Source organism: Arthrobacter sp. IK3, assembly GCF_051337705.1.
GTDB classification, from domain to species: domain Bacteria; phylum Actinomycetota; class Actinomycetes; order Actinomycetales; family Micrococcaceae; genus Arthrobacter_B; species Arthrobacter_B koreensis.
The window spans coordinates 56,450-72,437 of sequence record NZ_JBPPSW010000016.1 but is presented as its reverse complement, the minus strand read 5'-3'; the positions used below and the strand labels follow the sequence as shown (position 1 = coordinate 72,437).

Below are 15,988 nucleotides of genomic sequence, written 5' to 3'. Positions count from 1 at the left end.
TCCTTGCTGCCAGGCGGGGGTGCCTGGCCAAAGTCTTGTTGTGTCGGAATACTCCGGGGGGGGGTCCTGCTTCCTTAGGAAGCCCGGCGAGCCCTTGCGGCACGGCGCTTAAGCGCACGGCGCTCATCTTCGCTCATGCCGCCCCAGACACCGGCGTCCTGACCGGTTTCGATGGCCCACTGGAGGCAGGTATCGATGACCGGGCACCGGCGGCAAACGCTCTTGGCCTCTTCAATCTGAAGAAGAGCCGGGCCGGTGTTCCCAACGGGGAAGAACAGCTCCGGATCCTTGTCCAGACATGCTGCGCGGCTCCGCCAATCCATGCTAATCACTATCTCCTCTTAAAAGTTGACTCCGCTTGTTTGTGAAAACATTCACGAGCAACCACAAACTAAAGGGGCCGGTTTCGGCCCCTGATCCCCTCTACTAGGGTGTCACGCGATGGAAACGCAAACAAGGGTTAACAAGCTGTTAATCTGCCGGAAATGATGAGTGATGCGTCACAAAGGCCCGTGGCCTCGGTCCTCTAGGATCCCTAACCGGTCGCTGCTCCTCGACTATGTCCGGTATGGTGCCAGTGTGTCAAGACCCCAAAATTCCGCGGCCCACGCACCTCGTCCGGGAGCCGTCGTACTCATTTCAGCCGTTCTGGTCTTTGAGGCACTCGCCCTTTTGGGCGTCGCGGGCTGGTATGTCTACAACCTCTTCAACTCCACCCCAACCTCTATGGGAGGGGCCGTTTTCAGTCTCTTCCTGATTGTGCTGGTGGCTGTTTGGTTGCTGGTCGTGGGGCACTTCTTCTTCCGCGGCATGCGGTGGACGAGGGCTGCCGCGCTGGTCTGGCAGCTGTTCATGATTGTGATCGCAGTGCCAACCCTGCAGGGCGGGGTCATAGTGGTGGGGCTGGTCCTACTGCTCCCTGCCGCTGCCGTGCTGCTCCTGCTGTTCACGAAACCCGTCATCGCCTGGACCTCGCAGACCAGCGGAGACGCGAGGACTTTCTAGCCGGGAACGGCGAACCGCACTTCCACGGGTGAACCGCCGGCAAGGAGGTACCCGCGCCCCGGTGCCGGTCTGCCTTCCACCGCCATCCGGACCCCAAAGAACTCGCCGTCAGAGTCGCGGACAGGTGCCAGCAGCGCACCATTGCCCGGCAACCGGACCCTGTTGAGTGCAGGGAGCCGGGCGAGGAGATTGAAGGCGGGAACGGCGCTGAGGACTATTCCGGCACCCCGCGCAAGCAGTTGCGCTATGACATGATGGACTTCCGCAGGGAGCTGGTCAGCGTCATCTGCCAGGACCAGCCATCCCTCCAGGTTCCCGGTAGGTGGAGGAATGCTGCCGTTGGTTCCGGTGATTCCCTTCGCAGGCGTGGCCCAGCAGATTCTGGGGAGAAGTGTTGGCGCGCCCTCGCATGCGGGGGACAGCCGCCCTGCTGCGGCGAAGGTTTTTAGGAGAGTGGTTTTCCCGGAACCTGGCGGGCCCAGGACCGTAAAAACCGATCCGGGCGGCACCTGCGCCTCGATGGTTTTGAGCTCATCTCCTCCCATGCCGACCGGGAAGCTGTACGGCCCGGAGGCAGCTTCGAGGTCACTGAACAGGACAGTGCGCGGCAGCCCGTCTATACGGCGCGGATGCGGAATTCCTTCCGGGAGCGGTGCAGGTTCGGCCGGCCAGCCGCGCTGGTAGCACTGCACCAGGGTCTCCGACCCGTCCGCCGTCCCGTCCATCAGACCCTCCCCGGTCCCTGGCGTTAGCGGACCCTGGACGAAGGCGCGGCCAGGCAACGGGTTGAGCTCGGGCATGCGCGGCCAGGTAAGAAGGGCGTCCTGCGAAAGCCCGGCAGGGAACCATAACCTGTTAGGCAACAGCTGGAAGAACCGTGCAGAGGTCAGTTCACGGTTCCCGGAGACGAGCAGGCAGACGTCCGCGGCAGTACCGTCCCGCGCCAGGGAGAGCAGGGCATCCTCCGCGGGGGACGGCTTAGCTGACCGGAACGATTCCTGCCAACGTCCCCATCCGGAGACCAGGACGGTAATGCCGGCGGCGTTTCGCTGGTCCGCCAGCCGTTCGAGCAGGACATCCGCCAGCATCGACAGGACCCTGGAGGCCCTGGCCGTGTCATGGGGCGGTACGCAGGCGCCCACCTGCGGATGGCGAGCTGCCCAGGCGAGGGACCCGTCGCCGTCGAGCACATACAGATGTCTGCCGGGCAGGTTGGCCAGGTGCTGCCGGGCGAGCGTGGACACTGCGGCTGCTGGGCCGGCGTGCGGCAGGCCTATCAGGGCCAGGTGTGAATGCTGATCAGGGTCCCAGTCGAGCCACTGCTGGGCCTGGCGAGCGGGCTGGTCTGCCAGCCCTATCCGAAGACTGCCCGCGGATGGGACAGGACGGGAACACAGTTCAACGGGGAGCGGAGGTTTGACGGGCGCCTGCCCGTGCTCCGGGAATCCGGCGTGTACGGCGGCGGCCTTGAGGCCTTCCACAATCCGTTTCAGGCCGGGGCCGGACGGGGCTGCCGTCCTTGCGGGCGCGGACAGGAAATCCGCGAGGGTCTGCACAAGCGGCAGGTTGGGGTCGTTCGCCGCGGTGGATGCGGCCCGGAAGGTCAGGGGAGGCCCGCCGGCGAGGCGCAGGATCGCTTTTCCCGGAGAAGATGCAGAAATGGCTGCGGCGTCGTCACAGCCAATAACGTCGCGGGAATCCAGGGCGGATTGAACGCGCAGGCATATGGCAGTAGAAACGTTGGCACGAATATCGGCTGTGACGGCGCCCTGCGGCCGCTGCGTGGCAAGAACCAGATGAAGGCCCAGGGACCGGCCGAGGGCTGCGATCTTCATCAGTTCCTGTACGGCGTTTGGTACCGCGTCTGCCAGCATACGGAACTCGTCAACCACGACGACGAGGCGCGGAAGCTCCGCCCCCGGAATTGCTCGCGCGTTGTATTCATCCAGGTCACTGGCTCGGACTTCGGCGAGCAGGGACTCCCGGCGCCGTAGCTCAGCCCGCAGCGAGGTCATCGCGCGTGCAACATTCTCCTGGGACAGGTCGGTGAGGAAACCCGCGGTGTGGGGAAGTTCAGCCAGGGGCGCCAATCCGGACCCGCCCTTAAAATCGATCAGGAGAAAGTTCAGCCGCGTCGGTGGAATCTCGCAGGAAAGTGAGCAAACAAAGGTACGCAGCAGTTCGGACTTTCCGGAACCCGTGGTGCCGGCAACGAGGATGTGAGGTCCATCCTGGACCAGGTCCAGACTCACGGGGTGCCCGCCGGCATAACCGATTACCGCGCGAAACGGCCGGTCTTCCCTCCATGCCTTCCCCGCGGGTTCCGGAAACAACGGGGAATCAGTTTCCGGCGGAGTTCCGGCGGACGCCCCTGCCAGCTGAAACGCGGCCCGGTGGAAGCTGCGGGCCCCGAGCAGGTCCGGAACAAAATGCTGCCGCTGGTTGTCCTGGTCGAGGGTTCCCCCGTCCCGGACCAGAGCGATTGCGGGATCAGTATCTCGGGGGAGCGGCGGGGCGTCGGGATCCCTGCAGGCGATGAGGCAGGTGAGCTGGCGGGTCTGTTCCGGAAGAATGTCCCAGATGCCCTGGGCCGTGTCCCACAAGCCCGGCGGTGCGACCGCGATCAGGGGGTAGCAGGGACGCGAAGCAGCGAGATCTGCAAGTGCCGCCGCCGCCGCGCTCGCGTGCTTGGCCGGCACTAGATGGATGCCGGGGATGAACCGGGCATCACAGGTGAGCTCATCTGCTGTGGCACCGAGCAATGCGGCCGCGGGTCTGTCCGATGCGCCGCTGGTTCCCAGCTGGAGCAGCAGGGAACGGACGAGTCCTTGAACGTTTCTGGAGGCACCCGAGACGCAAACCGTGCAGCCGGCCCGTGCCTCCAAGACCACCGGGACCGCGTCGAGCACTGGAGGGCGCCACGTGTCACTCGGACTTCGGAGTACCAGGTCTGCCGGAACGGAACCGGTGCCAAGCCGAAGGGCGACGAGCGGATTCCGGGTGTGGTTTGTAGAATCCGGTGCTGGTTCTAATCGGATGGATTCTCCGAATGCTGAACCTGCCAGAGCAGCCAGGCAGCGGTCGCCCAGGGTGGGCTGCAGGGCATGGCGCCGGCGGCGGTCTGCTTCTCTTGCCTTCCCTTCGGCACATCGGAAGGCGGTAAGGCGGCGTCGGTAGCTGAGGAGCCCGGCACCGGCGGTGAGCGCGCCAATGCCCGAGAAGGCCAGGAGGAAACACATTCCGGTCGCCGCTGCCAGTGCGATTCCGAGCCCGAGCGGAAGAAATGCTGCTGCCAGGGTCCCTGTGCCCGGCCGTTGCGGGGGTGTGCCCTCTATCTCGACGGGACAGTCCACTGATTGCGGGGCGCTGCCTGTTCCTGTGTTTTCCAGCCACCCGTCCGCCTGTCCTGTATCCGATGCCGGTACATGCAGCCGGAATAACGTATCTCCGGCCCGTACCCGGGACATGGTGGACAACCACGCGTGGTTTACGCGCTTTCCGTCAACCCACAGCCCGTTGCTGGAGCCCCGGTCGAAAATCTGCACGCCCCTGGCATTCACCTCGAGCCGGGCATGAACGCGGGACAGCGAGGGGTCGCTGATCAGGATGCCAGTGCCCTCCAGCGCGGTGTCCGGGTCTGGGCGTCCCAGCCAGTAGCGTCCAGGCCTTAGCTCCTCGATATGTCCGGCATCAGGTCCTGTGTGTGTGACGAGGAGGAGCCCGGGGAGGGGACGGTTGATCCGGGGTTCCATGCGATCGGTGACACACGGAATGAGGATACGGCCCTCCTGACTGTCGGCCAGCTCGAACACACGGGCGGTGGAAGGCCCGAACGGGGCGGAGGAAAGAGCCAACAGGTTCTTCACCTGGGCGGTTAGCTCCGCATTGCGTATGGAAGACGTGGGATTTATCACGATCGGTAGAACCTGTGTCGCGGGCGCTGAGGAGAGGCCGCGGGACACGAAACGCCCCGCTGCTGCTGCGTGGATCGCCAAAAGTTCACCTCCCTGACGAGGAACATCCAGGTGAAACCAGACTATTGCCAGAGTGCTTAGGAAACCTCGGCACTCAGAGCAGTTGTGGATACTTTCCGTGCCACGGGGCGAGTGGTGTTGCAGGGGCGAGCCGTGGAGGAACGGTAGACTCACGCCGGGGGAGACCGCTAGAAGTTACTTTGAAAGGTCCGCGTGCACCAGGAAGTACTAGTCACTCGGAAGCATGAGCAGCCGCGTGCCCACCCGAAACCGGGGTTCAGGCCCGAAGTCCAGGGACTTCGGGCGCTTGCTGTGCTCATGGTGGTGACTTACCACATTTGGTTTGGTCGGGTGTCCGGCGGCGTGGACATCTTCCTGCTGATCTCTGCCTTCCTGCTCACCCTGTCGTTTGTGCGCAAACTTGAGGCGGGACGGGCCCTCGACCTTGGCCGCTACTGGCTGCATATGTTCAAACGCCTGCTGCCGGCCGTCGTAGTTGTCCTTCTGGGCATCCTTGCAGCTACGGCCTTGTTCGTCCCCCGCTCGCGGTGGTCCGAAATCCTGTCCCAGACCTGGTCTTCGCTCTTCTACTTCCAAAACTGGGCACTCGCAGCCAACTCGGTGGATTACTACGCCACTGACCAAAGCATTGCAAGCCCGCTCCAGCACTTCTGGTCCCTGTCCGTTCAGGGCCAGGTCTTTATCCTCTGGCCACTGCTTTTCGCGCTGGCCGCGGTCATTGCCAAAGCTGCGAAGATCCGCATCCGCAGGGCAGTCCTGCTCGTATTCGGCTCAGTCTTTGTGGCGTCCCTGACGTTCTCCATTTACGAAACGTATACAAACCAGGTCCACGCCTACTTCGATACCAGGACCCGACTCTGGGAATTCGCCTTCGGTACCTTGCTGGTACTGGCGCTGCCGTATCTAAAGCTTCCGCAGCCCGTACGCGTGGCGGCAGGCTGGATCGGTCTGGCCGCCATGCTCTCCGGGGGGTTCATCCTTGATGTCCAGGGCCAGTTCCCCGGTTATGTTGCACTCTGGCCGCTCGTAGCCGCCGCTCTCATAATCCTTGCGGGACAGACGGAAAGCCCGTTCGGAGCGGACAGGCTTTTGACCTGGAAACCCCTGATCCGGCTCGGAGACATGTCCTATGCCCTTTACCTCTGGCACTGGCCCGTCCTTATCATCTACCTGATCTGGCGCGGACGCGAGGACGTGGGGCCGGTCGGTGGCACTGCCATCATTGCTCTGTCTCTCGTGCTGGCGTACCTGACGACGCGGTTTGTGGAGCGTCCCCTGCGATCGCTCGCCTGGGCGGAGAAGAAGAAGCGCAGGGCGGCTGTTGTTATTGCGATCTGCGTTGCCCTGGTTGCAACGCCGGTTGCGGCTTGGCAGGGCGGGCTGAAGCTCCAAGCAGACCGTCTGGCAGCCGATGCAGTTCGGAACAATCCAGGCGCCGCGGTATTGCTCCCTGGTTATGTGGATGAGAGCGACCCCGGCGCACCGATTATTCCTCTGTTGAGTTCTCTGGCCCAGGAATGGGGAAATCTCGATAGTGACTGCAGTGCCTTGAAGGATGGACCAACGAACGCCCTACTGGGTGACTGTTCTACGACCCTAAGTACCTCCTATGACAAGACGATTCTTGTTCTAGGCGACTCACATTCCCAGCAATGGCTCAACCCGCTCAAGCGAATCGGGCAGGACAATGGATACCGGATTATCACGACCCTCAAGGGCGGCTGCAAGTTTGGCGACCCCAGTGCAGGGCAGGGGCAGGAATGCGCGGCGTTTAACGCCGCGGCCTTGGACTATGCATTGGAGCTCAATCCTGATCTCGTCTTCGTAGTAGGAACTGATGCGCATCCCACAGAGCCCAATGACCCGATCGTCCCCGGTCTGGCGGATGCTGCCGAGAGGCTGTATGAGGCCGGTGTTCAGGTTGCCGCCGTTCGAGACAACCCGCGGTTTGAGTTCAACATGGTCAGCTGCGTTGAAACATATGGTCCGGACGCAGATGAATGCCGCGTCCCCGTGGACCAGAAGCTGTCCGGACCTGTTGAACTGCGGCGTCAGTTCGACTCGGTGCCCGAGATTTCTCTCATCGATATGACAGATTTGATATGTCCCGACGGAACATGCAGACCTGTAGTGGGAAACGTGCTCGTCTACATGGACCACAATCACCTGACCAGCACCTATGCCGAGTCCATGTCCAGTGTCCTTCAAGAGAGGCTGCGCCAGGCCGTGGGCTGGTAACAGAACCACTGGGCCGAGTGTGATGTGTGTAGTCCGGGATTGTTCGGTAACCTTGACCGTCGGGTGCGTGCCGTTGGTGCCACCATACCTAACAGGAGTAACAAGTGAACGTTGACCTCGTCGTCGTCGGATCGGGCTTCTTCGGCCTCACCGTTGCCGAACGCGCCGCCAAGGAGCTGGGACTGAAGGTTGCCGTCCTGGACCGCAGGCACCATATCGGTGGAAACGCCTACAGTGAAAATGAAGCCCAGACCGGGATCGAGGTGCACCGCTACGGAGCGCACCTCTTCCACACCTCCAACGAGCGCGTTTGGAACTACGTGAACGAGTTCACTCAGTTCACTAACTACGTGCACAAGGTCTACACCAGCCATAAGGGCGAGGTGTACCCCATGCCGATCAACCTGGGCACAATCAATCAGTTCTTCCGGTCCTCCATGGGCCCCGCCGAGGCAAAGGCGCTCATTCAGGAGCAGGCCGGCGAGCTCGCCGGAACCGACCCGCAGAACCTCAATGACAAGGGCATCCAACTGATCGGCCGCCCGTTGTACGAAGCGTTCATCAAGTACTACACCGGCAAGCAGTGGCAGACAGACCCGAAGAACCTGCCCGCCGAGATCATCTCCCGCCTCCCAGTCCGCTACACCTATGACAATCGGTACTTCAATGACAAGTACGAAGGCCTACCAGTGGATGGCTACACGGCGTGGATCGAGCGCATGGCCGATCACCCTAACATTCAGGTACACCTGAAAACCGACTTCTTCGACGACGGACACGAGTTCTCACGCGCCACTACGCTCGGCCAGGTTCCGGTGGTCTACACCGGCCCGGTTGACCGCTACTTCGATTATGCGGAGGGCGATCTCTCCTGGCGCACTATTGACCTGGAGGAAGAAGTCCTGCCGATTGAGGACTTCCAAGGAACTTCGGTTATGAACTACCCCGACGAGGACGTGCCCTACACCCGGATCCACGAGTTCCGCCACTTCCACCCGGAGCGTGACTACACCAAGGACGCAACCGTCATCATGCGGGAGTTCTCACGCTTTGCCGAAAAGGGCGATGAACCGTATTACCCGATCAATACCGCAGAAGACCGCGCCAAGCTGCTTGCCTACCGTGATCTTGCGAAGGGGGAGAAGGACGTCCTGTTCGGCGGACGTCTTGGCACCTACAAGTACTTGGACATGCACATGGCCATCGGATCGGCCCTTTCCATGTACGACAACAAAATCAAGCCCCATTTCACCGGGGGAGCCAAGCTGGAAAGTGGAGGAGTCGACGCGTGAGCACAATAGCGCAGAACGAAATCGACGGGGATGCATCTTCGGTGGAGACAGACTGGCAAACAGTGCACCGTGTTGTTCTACCGACCGACGGGGACATGGACACGCTGCCGCTGTACGTCGACTTCAATTCGGCACAGCGGGTCATTGACGACCGCTCCCGCACCTCCCGCACCGGTGCGTCAGCTGGCGCAGTAGTCGCACAAACGGCTAACCAGCGTTCAGATTTCATCGTGGGACGACGCCAGGTGCGACTTCCGGAATTTAACCGGGTTTCCTTCGGAACCTACTTCAACGCGTTCCCCGCAAGTTACTGGCGGGCACACACGGACGTTGAACATGTGCGACTGTCCGTGGAGGTCGACGACGAGGCTACGGTCATCGTTTACCGATCCTCCCCTCGTGGCACTTCCAACCGTGTGGAAAGCTTGCACACCGTCTCAGGCGGACTGTTGACCATCGACCTGCCGCTTAAGCAGTTTGGAGACGGCGGCTGGTACTGGTTCGACCTCGTTTCGCATGGAAAAGGCGTAACACTGCTGAAGGCCGAGTGGGCGGTGCCTACCCCGGAGGATTTTGTTCCCGGTACTGTTTCGATTGCCGTTACGACCTTCAACAGGCCAGACTTCTGCGTGAGGCATTTGACGACCTTCGCCGAATCGCCGGACCTGCTGAAGGTCCTGGACCGCCTCATCATTACTGACCAGGGCAACAAACGGGTGCGGGACGAGGCAGGCTTTGACAAGGCCGCTGCCGTTCTGGGCGAAAAGTTCAAGCTGGTGGAGCAGGGTAACCTGGGCGGATCGGGCGGATTCGCGCGGGGCATGTTCGAGACGGTCAATGAAGGTGAGAGTGACTACTGCCTCCTGCTCGATGACGACGTGATGGTCGAGACGGAGGGAGTCCTAAGAGCAGTTCAGTTTGCAGACTTCACCCGGACTCCGACCATCGTCGGCGGGCATATGTTCAACCTTTACGAGCGTTCCGTCCTCCATACGTTCGGGGAGAGCATCAACGAGTGGCGTTTCTATTGGGGACCGAACCAGGAAACCAAAGAAGCTCACGACTTTTCTGCAAGCAATCTGCGGACCACGCCGTGGATGCACCGACGCGTGGACGTAGATTTCAACGGCTGGTGGATGTGCCTCATCCCAACTAAGGTCATTCGCGAAATTGGGCTTGCGCTTCCGGTCTTTATTAAGTGGGATGATGCGGAATTCGGGATCCGTGCGAAGCGGCAGGGCTACAAGACTGTTTCGCTTCCCGGCGCCGCCGTTTGGCACATGCCCTGGACCGAAAAAGACGACACTATCGACTGGCAGGCTTACTTCCACCAGCGCAACCGATGGATTGCGGCACTGATCTACTCACCGTACAAAAAGGGTGGAAACCTGATGAAGGAGAGCTTCGCCGTCGACGTACGCCACCTTCTTTCCATGCAGTACTCGGCAGTAGAGCTCAGGCTCGAGGGTCTTGAAGATGTCCTCAAAGGACCTGGACATCTGCACGAAACCATCAAGACAAAACTGCCCGAAATCCGTAAGCGCCGGGCTGAGTTCACGGACGCCAAGGTCAGTACGGATGTGGGAGCTTTCCCGCCGGTCCGCCGGGTGCGCCCTCCCAAACGCGGAATTCAGCCCGTAGCGCCTCAGAATATGCGGACGGCCGTCGTGAAAGCTGTGAAAGGCGCTATTCGGCAGGCTGTTCCGGTACGCGGCAACGCACTGGAGAACCCAGAGGCCGTTGTACCCGCGATGGATGCCCGGTGGTGGAGGCTTTCCCAGCTCGATTCCGCGCTAGTGTCGTCAGCAGATGGAACGGGCGCTTCCTGGTATCAGCGGGACAATGCGAAGTTTCGAGAGATGATCGCGCGGAGCCTGAAGCTTCATAAGGAGCTGCTGCTCAACTGGGACAGACTGTCAGAGCAGTACGGTGCCGAACTCCCCAACTTTACGTCCCCCGAGGCATGGAAAGAGACGTTTGCAGCCATGTCTTCCGATGGTTTGGTCGTCTCCGAGCCTTCGAAGGACGCAAATGACTCTGCGGGTAAGTAGTGGTCCCTAGAACCACCGACGGAGGCGACCCGTCGCAGAAACTAACTACGCCCGGGGCTGGTGCAGGCCTTAAAGACGTTTTGAAGTCACGGTTCCTCCTTAAACTCCTCGTCGCCAAGGAGCTGAAGGTCCGCTATCGCGGATCAATCCTTGGCCTGGTGTGGTCCTACGTTAAGCCTGGTGTGCAGTTCATCGTCTTCTACGTAGCCCTCGGCATTTTCCTTGGTCTCGAACGGAGCCCCGGACGTCCGGATGGTTTGCCGAACTATGCCATCTACTTGTTCTCAGGCATCGTGCTGATCAACTTCTTCACAGAGGCGCTAGGCAATGCTTCCCGCTCAATCGTGGGAAATGGCGGCCTGATCAAGAAGATCTATCTCCCCCGCCAGCTTTTTCCAGTGGCGTCAGTTTGGGTCTCGGGCGTGCACTTCGTCCCACAGATTGTGATCCTGGTGGTTGCCTGTCTGTTCAACGGTTGGCGGCCTGGCGTTCTACAGGTGGCAGCAGCAGTCGCCGGGTTCCTGATAGTGGGACTGCTGGCGACGGGCCTTGGCCTGCTCTTTGGCGCCGTGAATGTGTACTTCCGGGATGCAGAGAATCTTGTGGATATGCTGCTCATGATTGCCACGTGGGCGTCGCCGGTCTTGTATTCGTGGCTGATGGTTCGGGACAAGCTCGGTCAGACGTTCTTCAACATCTACCAGCTCAATCCCATCACAGTGGGGGTCGAGACATTCCACTACGCATTTTGGCTGCCCACGACTGACGGAGCAGAGGCGATTCCTCCACACTTGCTTTCGCTGTGGATTCCCGTGGGTTTGGCCATCTCGGGGCTGTTCCTGCTTATCGGACAGCTCGTTTTCCGCCGCCTTGAAGGCCGATTCGCTCAGGAGCTCTGACACGTGGCCACCGCCATTGAAGTACGCAACATCAGCAAGAGGTTCGTCCTGCGCCATACGCGCTCAATGAAGGAAGCTTTCGTTTGGCTCGTTAAAGGCCGCAAAGGCGAACTTAGCGAAAAGTTTGATGCCCTCAAAGATGTGTCCCTGACTGTCGATCAGGGAGAGGCTGTGGCTCTGCTGGGCCTGAATGGTTCCGGGAAGTCAACGCTGCTCAAACACATCTCGGGTGTCATGAGGCCAGACGACGGTAGTGTCGGTACCCGGGGGCGTGTCGCCGGTCTGATCGAAGTTGGCGCCGGATTCCACCATGACCTCAGCGGCCGGGACAACGTCTATTTGAACGGTGCCATTCTGGGGATGACCGAGGAAGAGATCAACGAGAAGTTTGATTCGATTGTCGAATTCTCAGAGATCGGTCAGTTCATCGACACGGAGGTGAAGTTCTATTCCTCGGGCATGTACCTTCGACTTGCCTTCTCCGTAGCGGTCCATACGGACCCTGAGGTCTTCCTCGTCGATGAGATCCTGGCCGTCGGCGATGAGCCGTTCCAGAAGAAGTGCATTGACAAGATCAAGGAACTGGCTGGTGAGGGTAAGACGCTGGTAGTCGTTAGCCACGACCTGGATCTTGTTTCCCGCATTTGCGAGCGCGGGGTGCTGCTCGAACACGGGCGGATAGTCATGGACGCTCCGGTTCGCGAGGTCGTCGATCGGATGCGCTTGTAGAAGTCGGATGGATAGCTCTTGATCTGTGAACAGAATGGACCCGTTGCCAGGTGGCGGATTCTAGGGGTGGTTGCAACACCTTGGGTTGTTAGGTGCTTAGAAGTAGATCACGTAAACGCTCGGCTGGGCTGTCCCAGTCGAGCGTTTTACGTGGGCGTCCGTTGAGCTTCTGGGCTACGAGTTCCAGGTCTTCGGGTGAGTGGACGGAGAGATCGGTTCCTTTGGGGAAATACTGACGCAGCAGCCCGTTGGTGTTTTCGTTCGATCCGCGCTGCCAGGGGCTGGCCGGATCACAGAAGTAAACCGGCATTCCGGTGGCCATGCTGAAAGACCGGTGCCGGGCCATTTCCACGCCCTGGTCCCAGGTCAGCGACCCGCGCAGATGCCGGGGCAGGGCACTCATGGCCTTGACCAGCCCGTCCCTGACGGTCTCGGCACTGTGGTCTCCGGGCAGGTGGATCAGCATCACATACCTGGTACTGCGCTCGACGAGGGTGCCTATCGCGGAACGGTTATGGGCACCGGTTATCAGGTCCCCTTCCCAGTGGCCGGGTACTGCCCGGTCCTGGACCTCGGCCGGGCGGGCGGAAATCATCAGGGCCTCATCGATGAACCGGGCCGGCGACGGTCCGGTTCGCGGTGCCCTACCCGCCGTGCCCGCCCGGTACGCAGCGCGGTCTGGACCTCACGCTTGAGTCCGCCGCGTGCCTGAAAGTAAAAGCTCTGGTAAATCGTTTCGGGGCTCACACGCATCTCCTGGTCATCGGGAAAGTCTGTGATCAGCTTCTTCGAAATCTGCTCCGGGGACCATTGAAGCACCAGGCCGGCCTGAACATACTCCCGCAGCCTGCCGGAGAGAGCGAGCTTCGCCGTTTTCGGGCGGTGCCGGCGCCCGGCTGCGAGGCGGTGCGCGGCATGAGGCAGGTACCCCATCCCCGCGGCAGTGTTCCGGGCCAGCTCCCGGCTGATCGTCGAGGCCGGCCTGCCCAGCACCCTGCCGATACCGCGCACTGATTCACCGGCACGGCGCAGGTCCTGGATCTGTCCCGCTCGGTCAAGGACAGGCACCGGCCGTTACCCGGGGTCACGGGCAGTTCGGAAAGAGGGTTCACCCCCTCGTTGTAACCGGTGCCCGGCCCGCCGGCACGGAAGCGGGCTCCGGCCCGGGACCGTGTCAGCCAGCGCCGTGCCCGGCCCGCGTCCACACCAACAGACCTGGCCGCCTCACCTAGGGGCATTCCCTCCTTCAGCAGCGTGAAGAACTCCCGCTGCCGGGGGTGGGGTTTCCAGCCCGGGCGGCCCTGACCCCGGAGCCCGGCTTTCCGGACCCAGCCGGCGCACGTGACACGGTTCAAACCAAGTTCCCGGGCAGCAGCGCTCACGTCACCGTCCACACGGTCGAAGACCTCGAAGAACTCTGCTATCTGCGCCGCGCTATGCCGCGGACGGGACTGGTTTCCTGATGAAACAGACACGGTCGTTGCAACTCCCAAAATGATCGGGTGTTGCAACGACCGCTAGAACCCGCCGGTTGGCAACGGGTCCATTCTGTATGCGCTAGCCGCAGGCGGTGACGCGGAACAGTTTGGCTTCACCTTCGGAATCGACAAGTTCAAACCCCGGAGAAGTTTCTATTTCGTTCAATCCCGGATATATGTGTTCGCCACCGTGCACCTCTCTGGGACCGAAATCCAATACGTAGAACGCATTGAGATCCCGAACTGCCGTGCAGACGGACGAATCTCCCGAGACGTCGTCCAATGACTCCACGATTGTCCTGCCATCGTCGGTAAGCGTGTAGAAAGTATGGGGCATTAGAGTCTGCCTCCCTGCGAGTGCATAAACCAGGGCAGCACCGGTCCACGGACTTCCCACCACCATCGCGTCTTCTGGAACTTGATCCGGTACCCGCTCCAGCAGCGTTGCCTCGTCCGTGGAAAGTAGTGGCGAGTCCTCAGACAGGATGTAATTGCCAGCTCCGGAGGCCTGGGCTGCATCAATGCTTTTCCCCTGTGTCGTCGAGGTGAGGAGTAGCAGGAGAACAACAGCAGCTCCGACGGCGCCGGCCCGTCGAAGGGGGAATCGCAGGTTGGTTGAGCCGGCGCGTGCGACGATGCGGATCCAAACGGCGTCGGTGACTGCCCAGGCTCCGACGGCAGCCATGGGCAGTCCCATCACGGGCAGAAGCGCGGCCAGCCGATAAGGATCGTTATACCAAACCCCGGTGAAGGCCGATCGCACATCCCCCCATGGGAAGCCGGCCACTATTACAAAGAGCATGCAGCTAATAACGAATGATCCAAGGAGCCACCAGAAGCGTCTAAGATTCCGGGCACAGTAGACGATGCCAGCGAAGGTCAGAAAAGCAACGACGACAGGAACCGGTCGGCCAATGGGAGCGCTTAGGAAGGCTTCGCCGGCTGCTTGAGCGGCGGATTCAATGGGTTCCCAGGTTGATCCTGCAGGATCCGGCCGAATGTTCTTCCAGAGCAGGACGACCGCTCCCAGATAGACCAGGCTCGCGAACGCGAGTAGATATCGAACGCGTTTGCGCCCGTCGAGGGTCTTCCAGAGGGCAACGAAGCCCCAAGCGGCCAAGGGCAGCGTCAGGGCGAGGAACGATATGAGAGTGCTCGGGTGGGCCAGCAGCATGCCCGGAAGTATCAAGCCCAGCACAACGAAAGACATTCGGCGTCCTGGGACAGGAGCCTCACTGGCTCCTGCGATGCTTACAGCCAAGGCGAGGCAGGCCGGCATCAGCGCAATGGCCAGGAGGTTCGGATAGAGCACACCGAAATCGACCATGAGATATGGAAATGCCGAGAATGCTGCCGACAGAACGCCAGTTACGAGCAGCGCGATCGTTCGAGTGCCGAGTATACGGCTGACGAGGAATACGCATCCGCTGGTCCAAAGAAGGCCGGCGATAAGGATGTTACCCACATTGATGGCTTCTGGAACGGAGATTCCCGTGTCGGCCAACAGAGAAACTGAGGCGTGCCAGGCGGCCGGGTAGAAGGCTGTGGTCGACTCGGGGTTCGTTAGTCGTCCAATCGTCAAAGACGAAGCGTTTCCGGTTTGCTGGATGTACTCAACCGCGTTCAGGTGGAAGATACCGTCGAATGTCTGCGATATGTTCTGGGGATAGTGAAACATGTGAATGAAGCGCCATGCGATGAGAAGTCCGCCTACGGCGACTCCAAACGTGGCCGCGGCACTTCCGGACCACAGGCGCCTCTTACCCGAGCCGGCAGGGCCTGGAGGAAGAGATGCGGTCTCTCCTGCGGCCCGGCGCCGCAGCGTCGCCAAAAGCCGTACGACGAGAGCAGCGACTGAAGCTAACATCGTGGTTACAGCAACGATCGGCAGACCCCACTCCAACTGAAGCAGGCCGCTCAGCACAGCTGTACACGCGATAATACTGACTGAGAGCGGTCCGGAGAGGCTGAGTACGGCAATACCGCGTAGTCCCAGGGCGACGCCTAAGGCTCCTCCCGGAAGGAACAGAATCGCGAATGCGGCAAAAAAATAAGGTATGAGGTTTAGCCAGCTCACGATGCGGGTCCATGTTCCTGCCCGGAACAGGTCGCTGCACCGGGTTCTGAAGAGATGGTATGCAGCCGGATGACCGTACTGGCGGCGGGTTTTGTTCCAAGCATGCCACCATCATCTCGTCACCGCAGTACTGTCACCAAACCCGTCAACCTCCGGTTCTTGCTCGAACTGGGCCACGTGAACGATCCTCGTCGCTGCACGGGCCTGTGCGACACAGCACTCCG

At 61.0% G+C, this 15,988-nt stretch carries 9 protein-coding genes and 2 pseudogenes; 6 read left to right on the top strand and 5 right to left on the bottom strand.

Going from position 1 to position 15,988, the window contains the following annotated elements; translation table 11 throughout:
• Nucleotides 1-74: 74 nt before the first annotated feature.
• Nucleotides 75-323 (bottom strand): WhiB family transcriptional regulator, encoded by a 249-nt coding sequence (locus ACSLGO_RS17895; RefSeq protein ID WP_055239553.1) that lies wholly within the window; start codon nt 321-323, stop codon nt 75-77.
• 256 nt (nt 324-579) lie between these two features.
• Here ACSLGO_RS17895 and ACSLGO_RS17890 point away from each other — a divergent pair, with 256 nt between their 5' ends.
• On the top strand, nt 580-1,005 hold the full coding sequence (locus ACSLGO_RS17890; RefSeq protein ID WP_263127232.1) for a hypothetical protein: 426 nt from the start codon (nt 580-582) through the stop codon (nt 1,003-1,005).
• Here the strand turns inward: ACSLGO_RS17890 and ACSLGO_RS17885 are convergent.
• Complete coding sequence (locus ACSLGO_RS17885) at nt 1,002-3,767, bottom strand: FtsK/SpoIIIE domain-containing protein (protein ID WP_436401619.1); 2,766 nt, start codon at nt 3,765-3,767, stop codon at nt 1,002-1,004. The genes ACSLGO_RS17890 and ACSLGO_RS17885 overlap by 4 nt on opposite strands.
• A 675-nt stretch (nt 3,768-4,442) precedes the next feature.
• A pseudogene (locus tag ACSLGO_RS17880) lies at nt 4,443-4,757 on the bottom strand (FHA domain-containing protein); the annotation flags it as partial.
• Nucleotides 4,758-5,192: 435 nt separating this feature from the next.
• On the opposite strand from ACSLGO_RS17880, the gene ACSLGO_RS17875 reads away from it, so the two are divergent.
• The 5 genes from ACSLGO_RS17875 (at nt 5,193) to ACSLGO_RS17855 (ending at nt 12,209) form a co-directional block, all read left to right on the top strand.
• Nucleotides 5,193-7,238 carry an acyltransferase family protein gene (locus ACSLGO_RS17875; RefSeq protein WP_436401618.1) on the top strand — a complete coding sequence of 682 codons (2,046 nt, stop codon included), beginning with the start codon at nt 5,193-5,195 and terminating at the stop codon, nt 7,236-7,238.
• A gap of 104 nt (nt 7,239-7,342) precedes the next feature.
• The gene (glf, locus tag ACSLGO_RS17870; RefSeq protein ID WP_436401617.1) at nt 7,343-8,530 is read left to right on the top strand and encodes a UDP-galactopyranose mutase; all 1,188 of its coding nucleotides are present in this window, start codon (nt 7,343-7,345) and stop codon (nt 8,528-8,530) included.
• Nucleotides 8,527-10,581 carry a glycosyltransferase gene (locus tag ACSLGO_RS17865; protein WP_436401616.1) on the top strand — a complete coding sequence of 685 codons (2,055 nt, stop codon included), beginning with the start codon at nt 8,527-8,529 and terminating at the stop codon, nt 10,579-10,581. Before glf ends, ACSLGO_RS17865 begins: the two co-directional genes overlap by 4 nt.
• Before the next feature lie 80 nt (nt 10,582-10,661).
• Nucleotides 10,662-11,480, top strand: coding sequence for an ABC transporter permease (locus ACSLGO_RS17860; protein ID WP_436401615.1), 819 nt, complete (start codon nt 10,662-10,664; stop codon nt 11,478-11,480).
• Nucleotides 11,481-11,483: 3 nt separating this feature from the next.
• Nucleotides 11,484-12,209, top strand: a complete 726-nt coding sequence (locus ACSLGO_RS17855) for an ABC transporter ATP-binding protein (protein ID WP_436401614.1) — start codon at nt 11,484-11,486, stop codon at nt 12,207-12,209.
• An 88-nt stretch (nt 12,210-12,297) separates the two neighbouring features.
• Here ACSLGO_RS17855 and ACSLGO_RS17850 read toward each other — a convergent pair.
• Both ACSLGO_RS17850 and ACSLGO_RS17845 read right to left on the bottom strand, forming a co-directional pair.
• A pseudogene (locus tag ACSLGO_RS17850) lies at nt 12,298-13,447 on the bottom strand (IS30 family transposase).
• A 319-nt stretch (nt 13,448-13,766) separates the two neighbouring features.
• A complete protein-coding gene (locus ACSLGO_RS17845; protein ID WP_436401613.1) occupies nt 13,767-15,764 on the bottom strand; it encodes a DUF6541 family protein in 1,998 nt (665 codons plus the stop codon).
• Nucleotides 15,765-15,988 lie beyond the last annotated feature (224 nt).

Excerpts from the sequence above, each read along its gene's own strand:
- ACSLGO_RS17895 (WP_055239553.1), bottom strand. The coding sequence starts at position 323 with ATGGATTGGCGGAGCCGCGCAGCATGTCTGGACAAGGATCCGGAGCTG.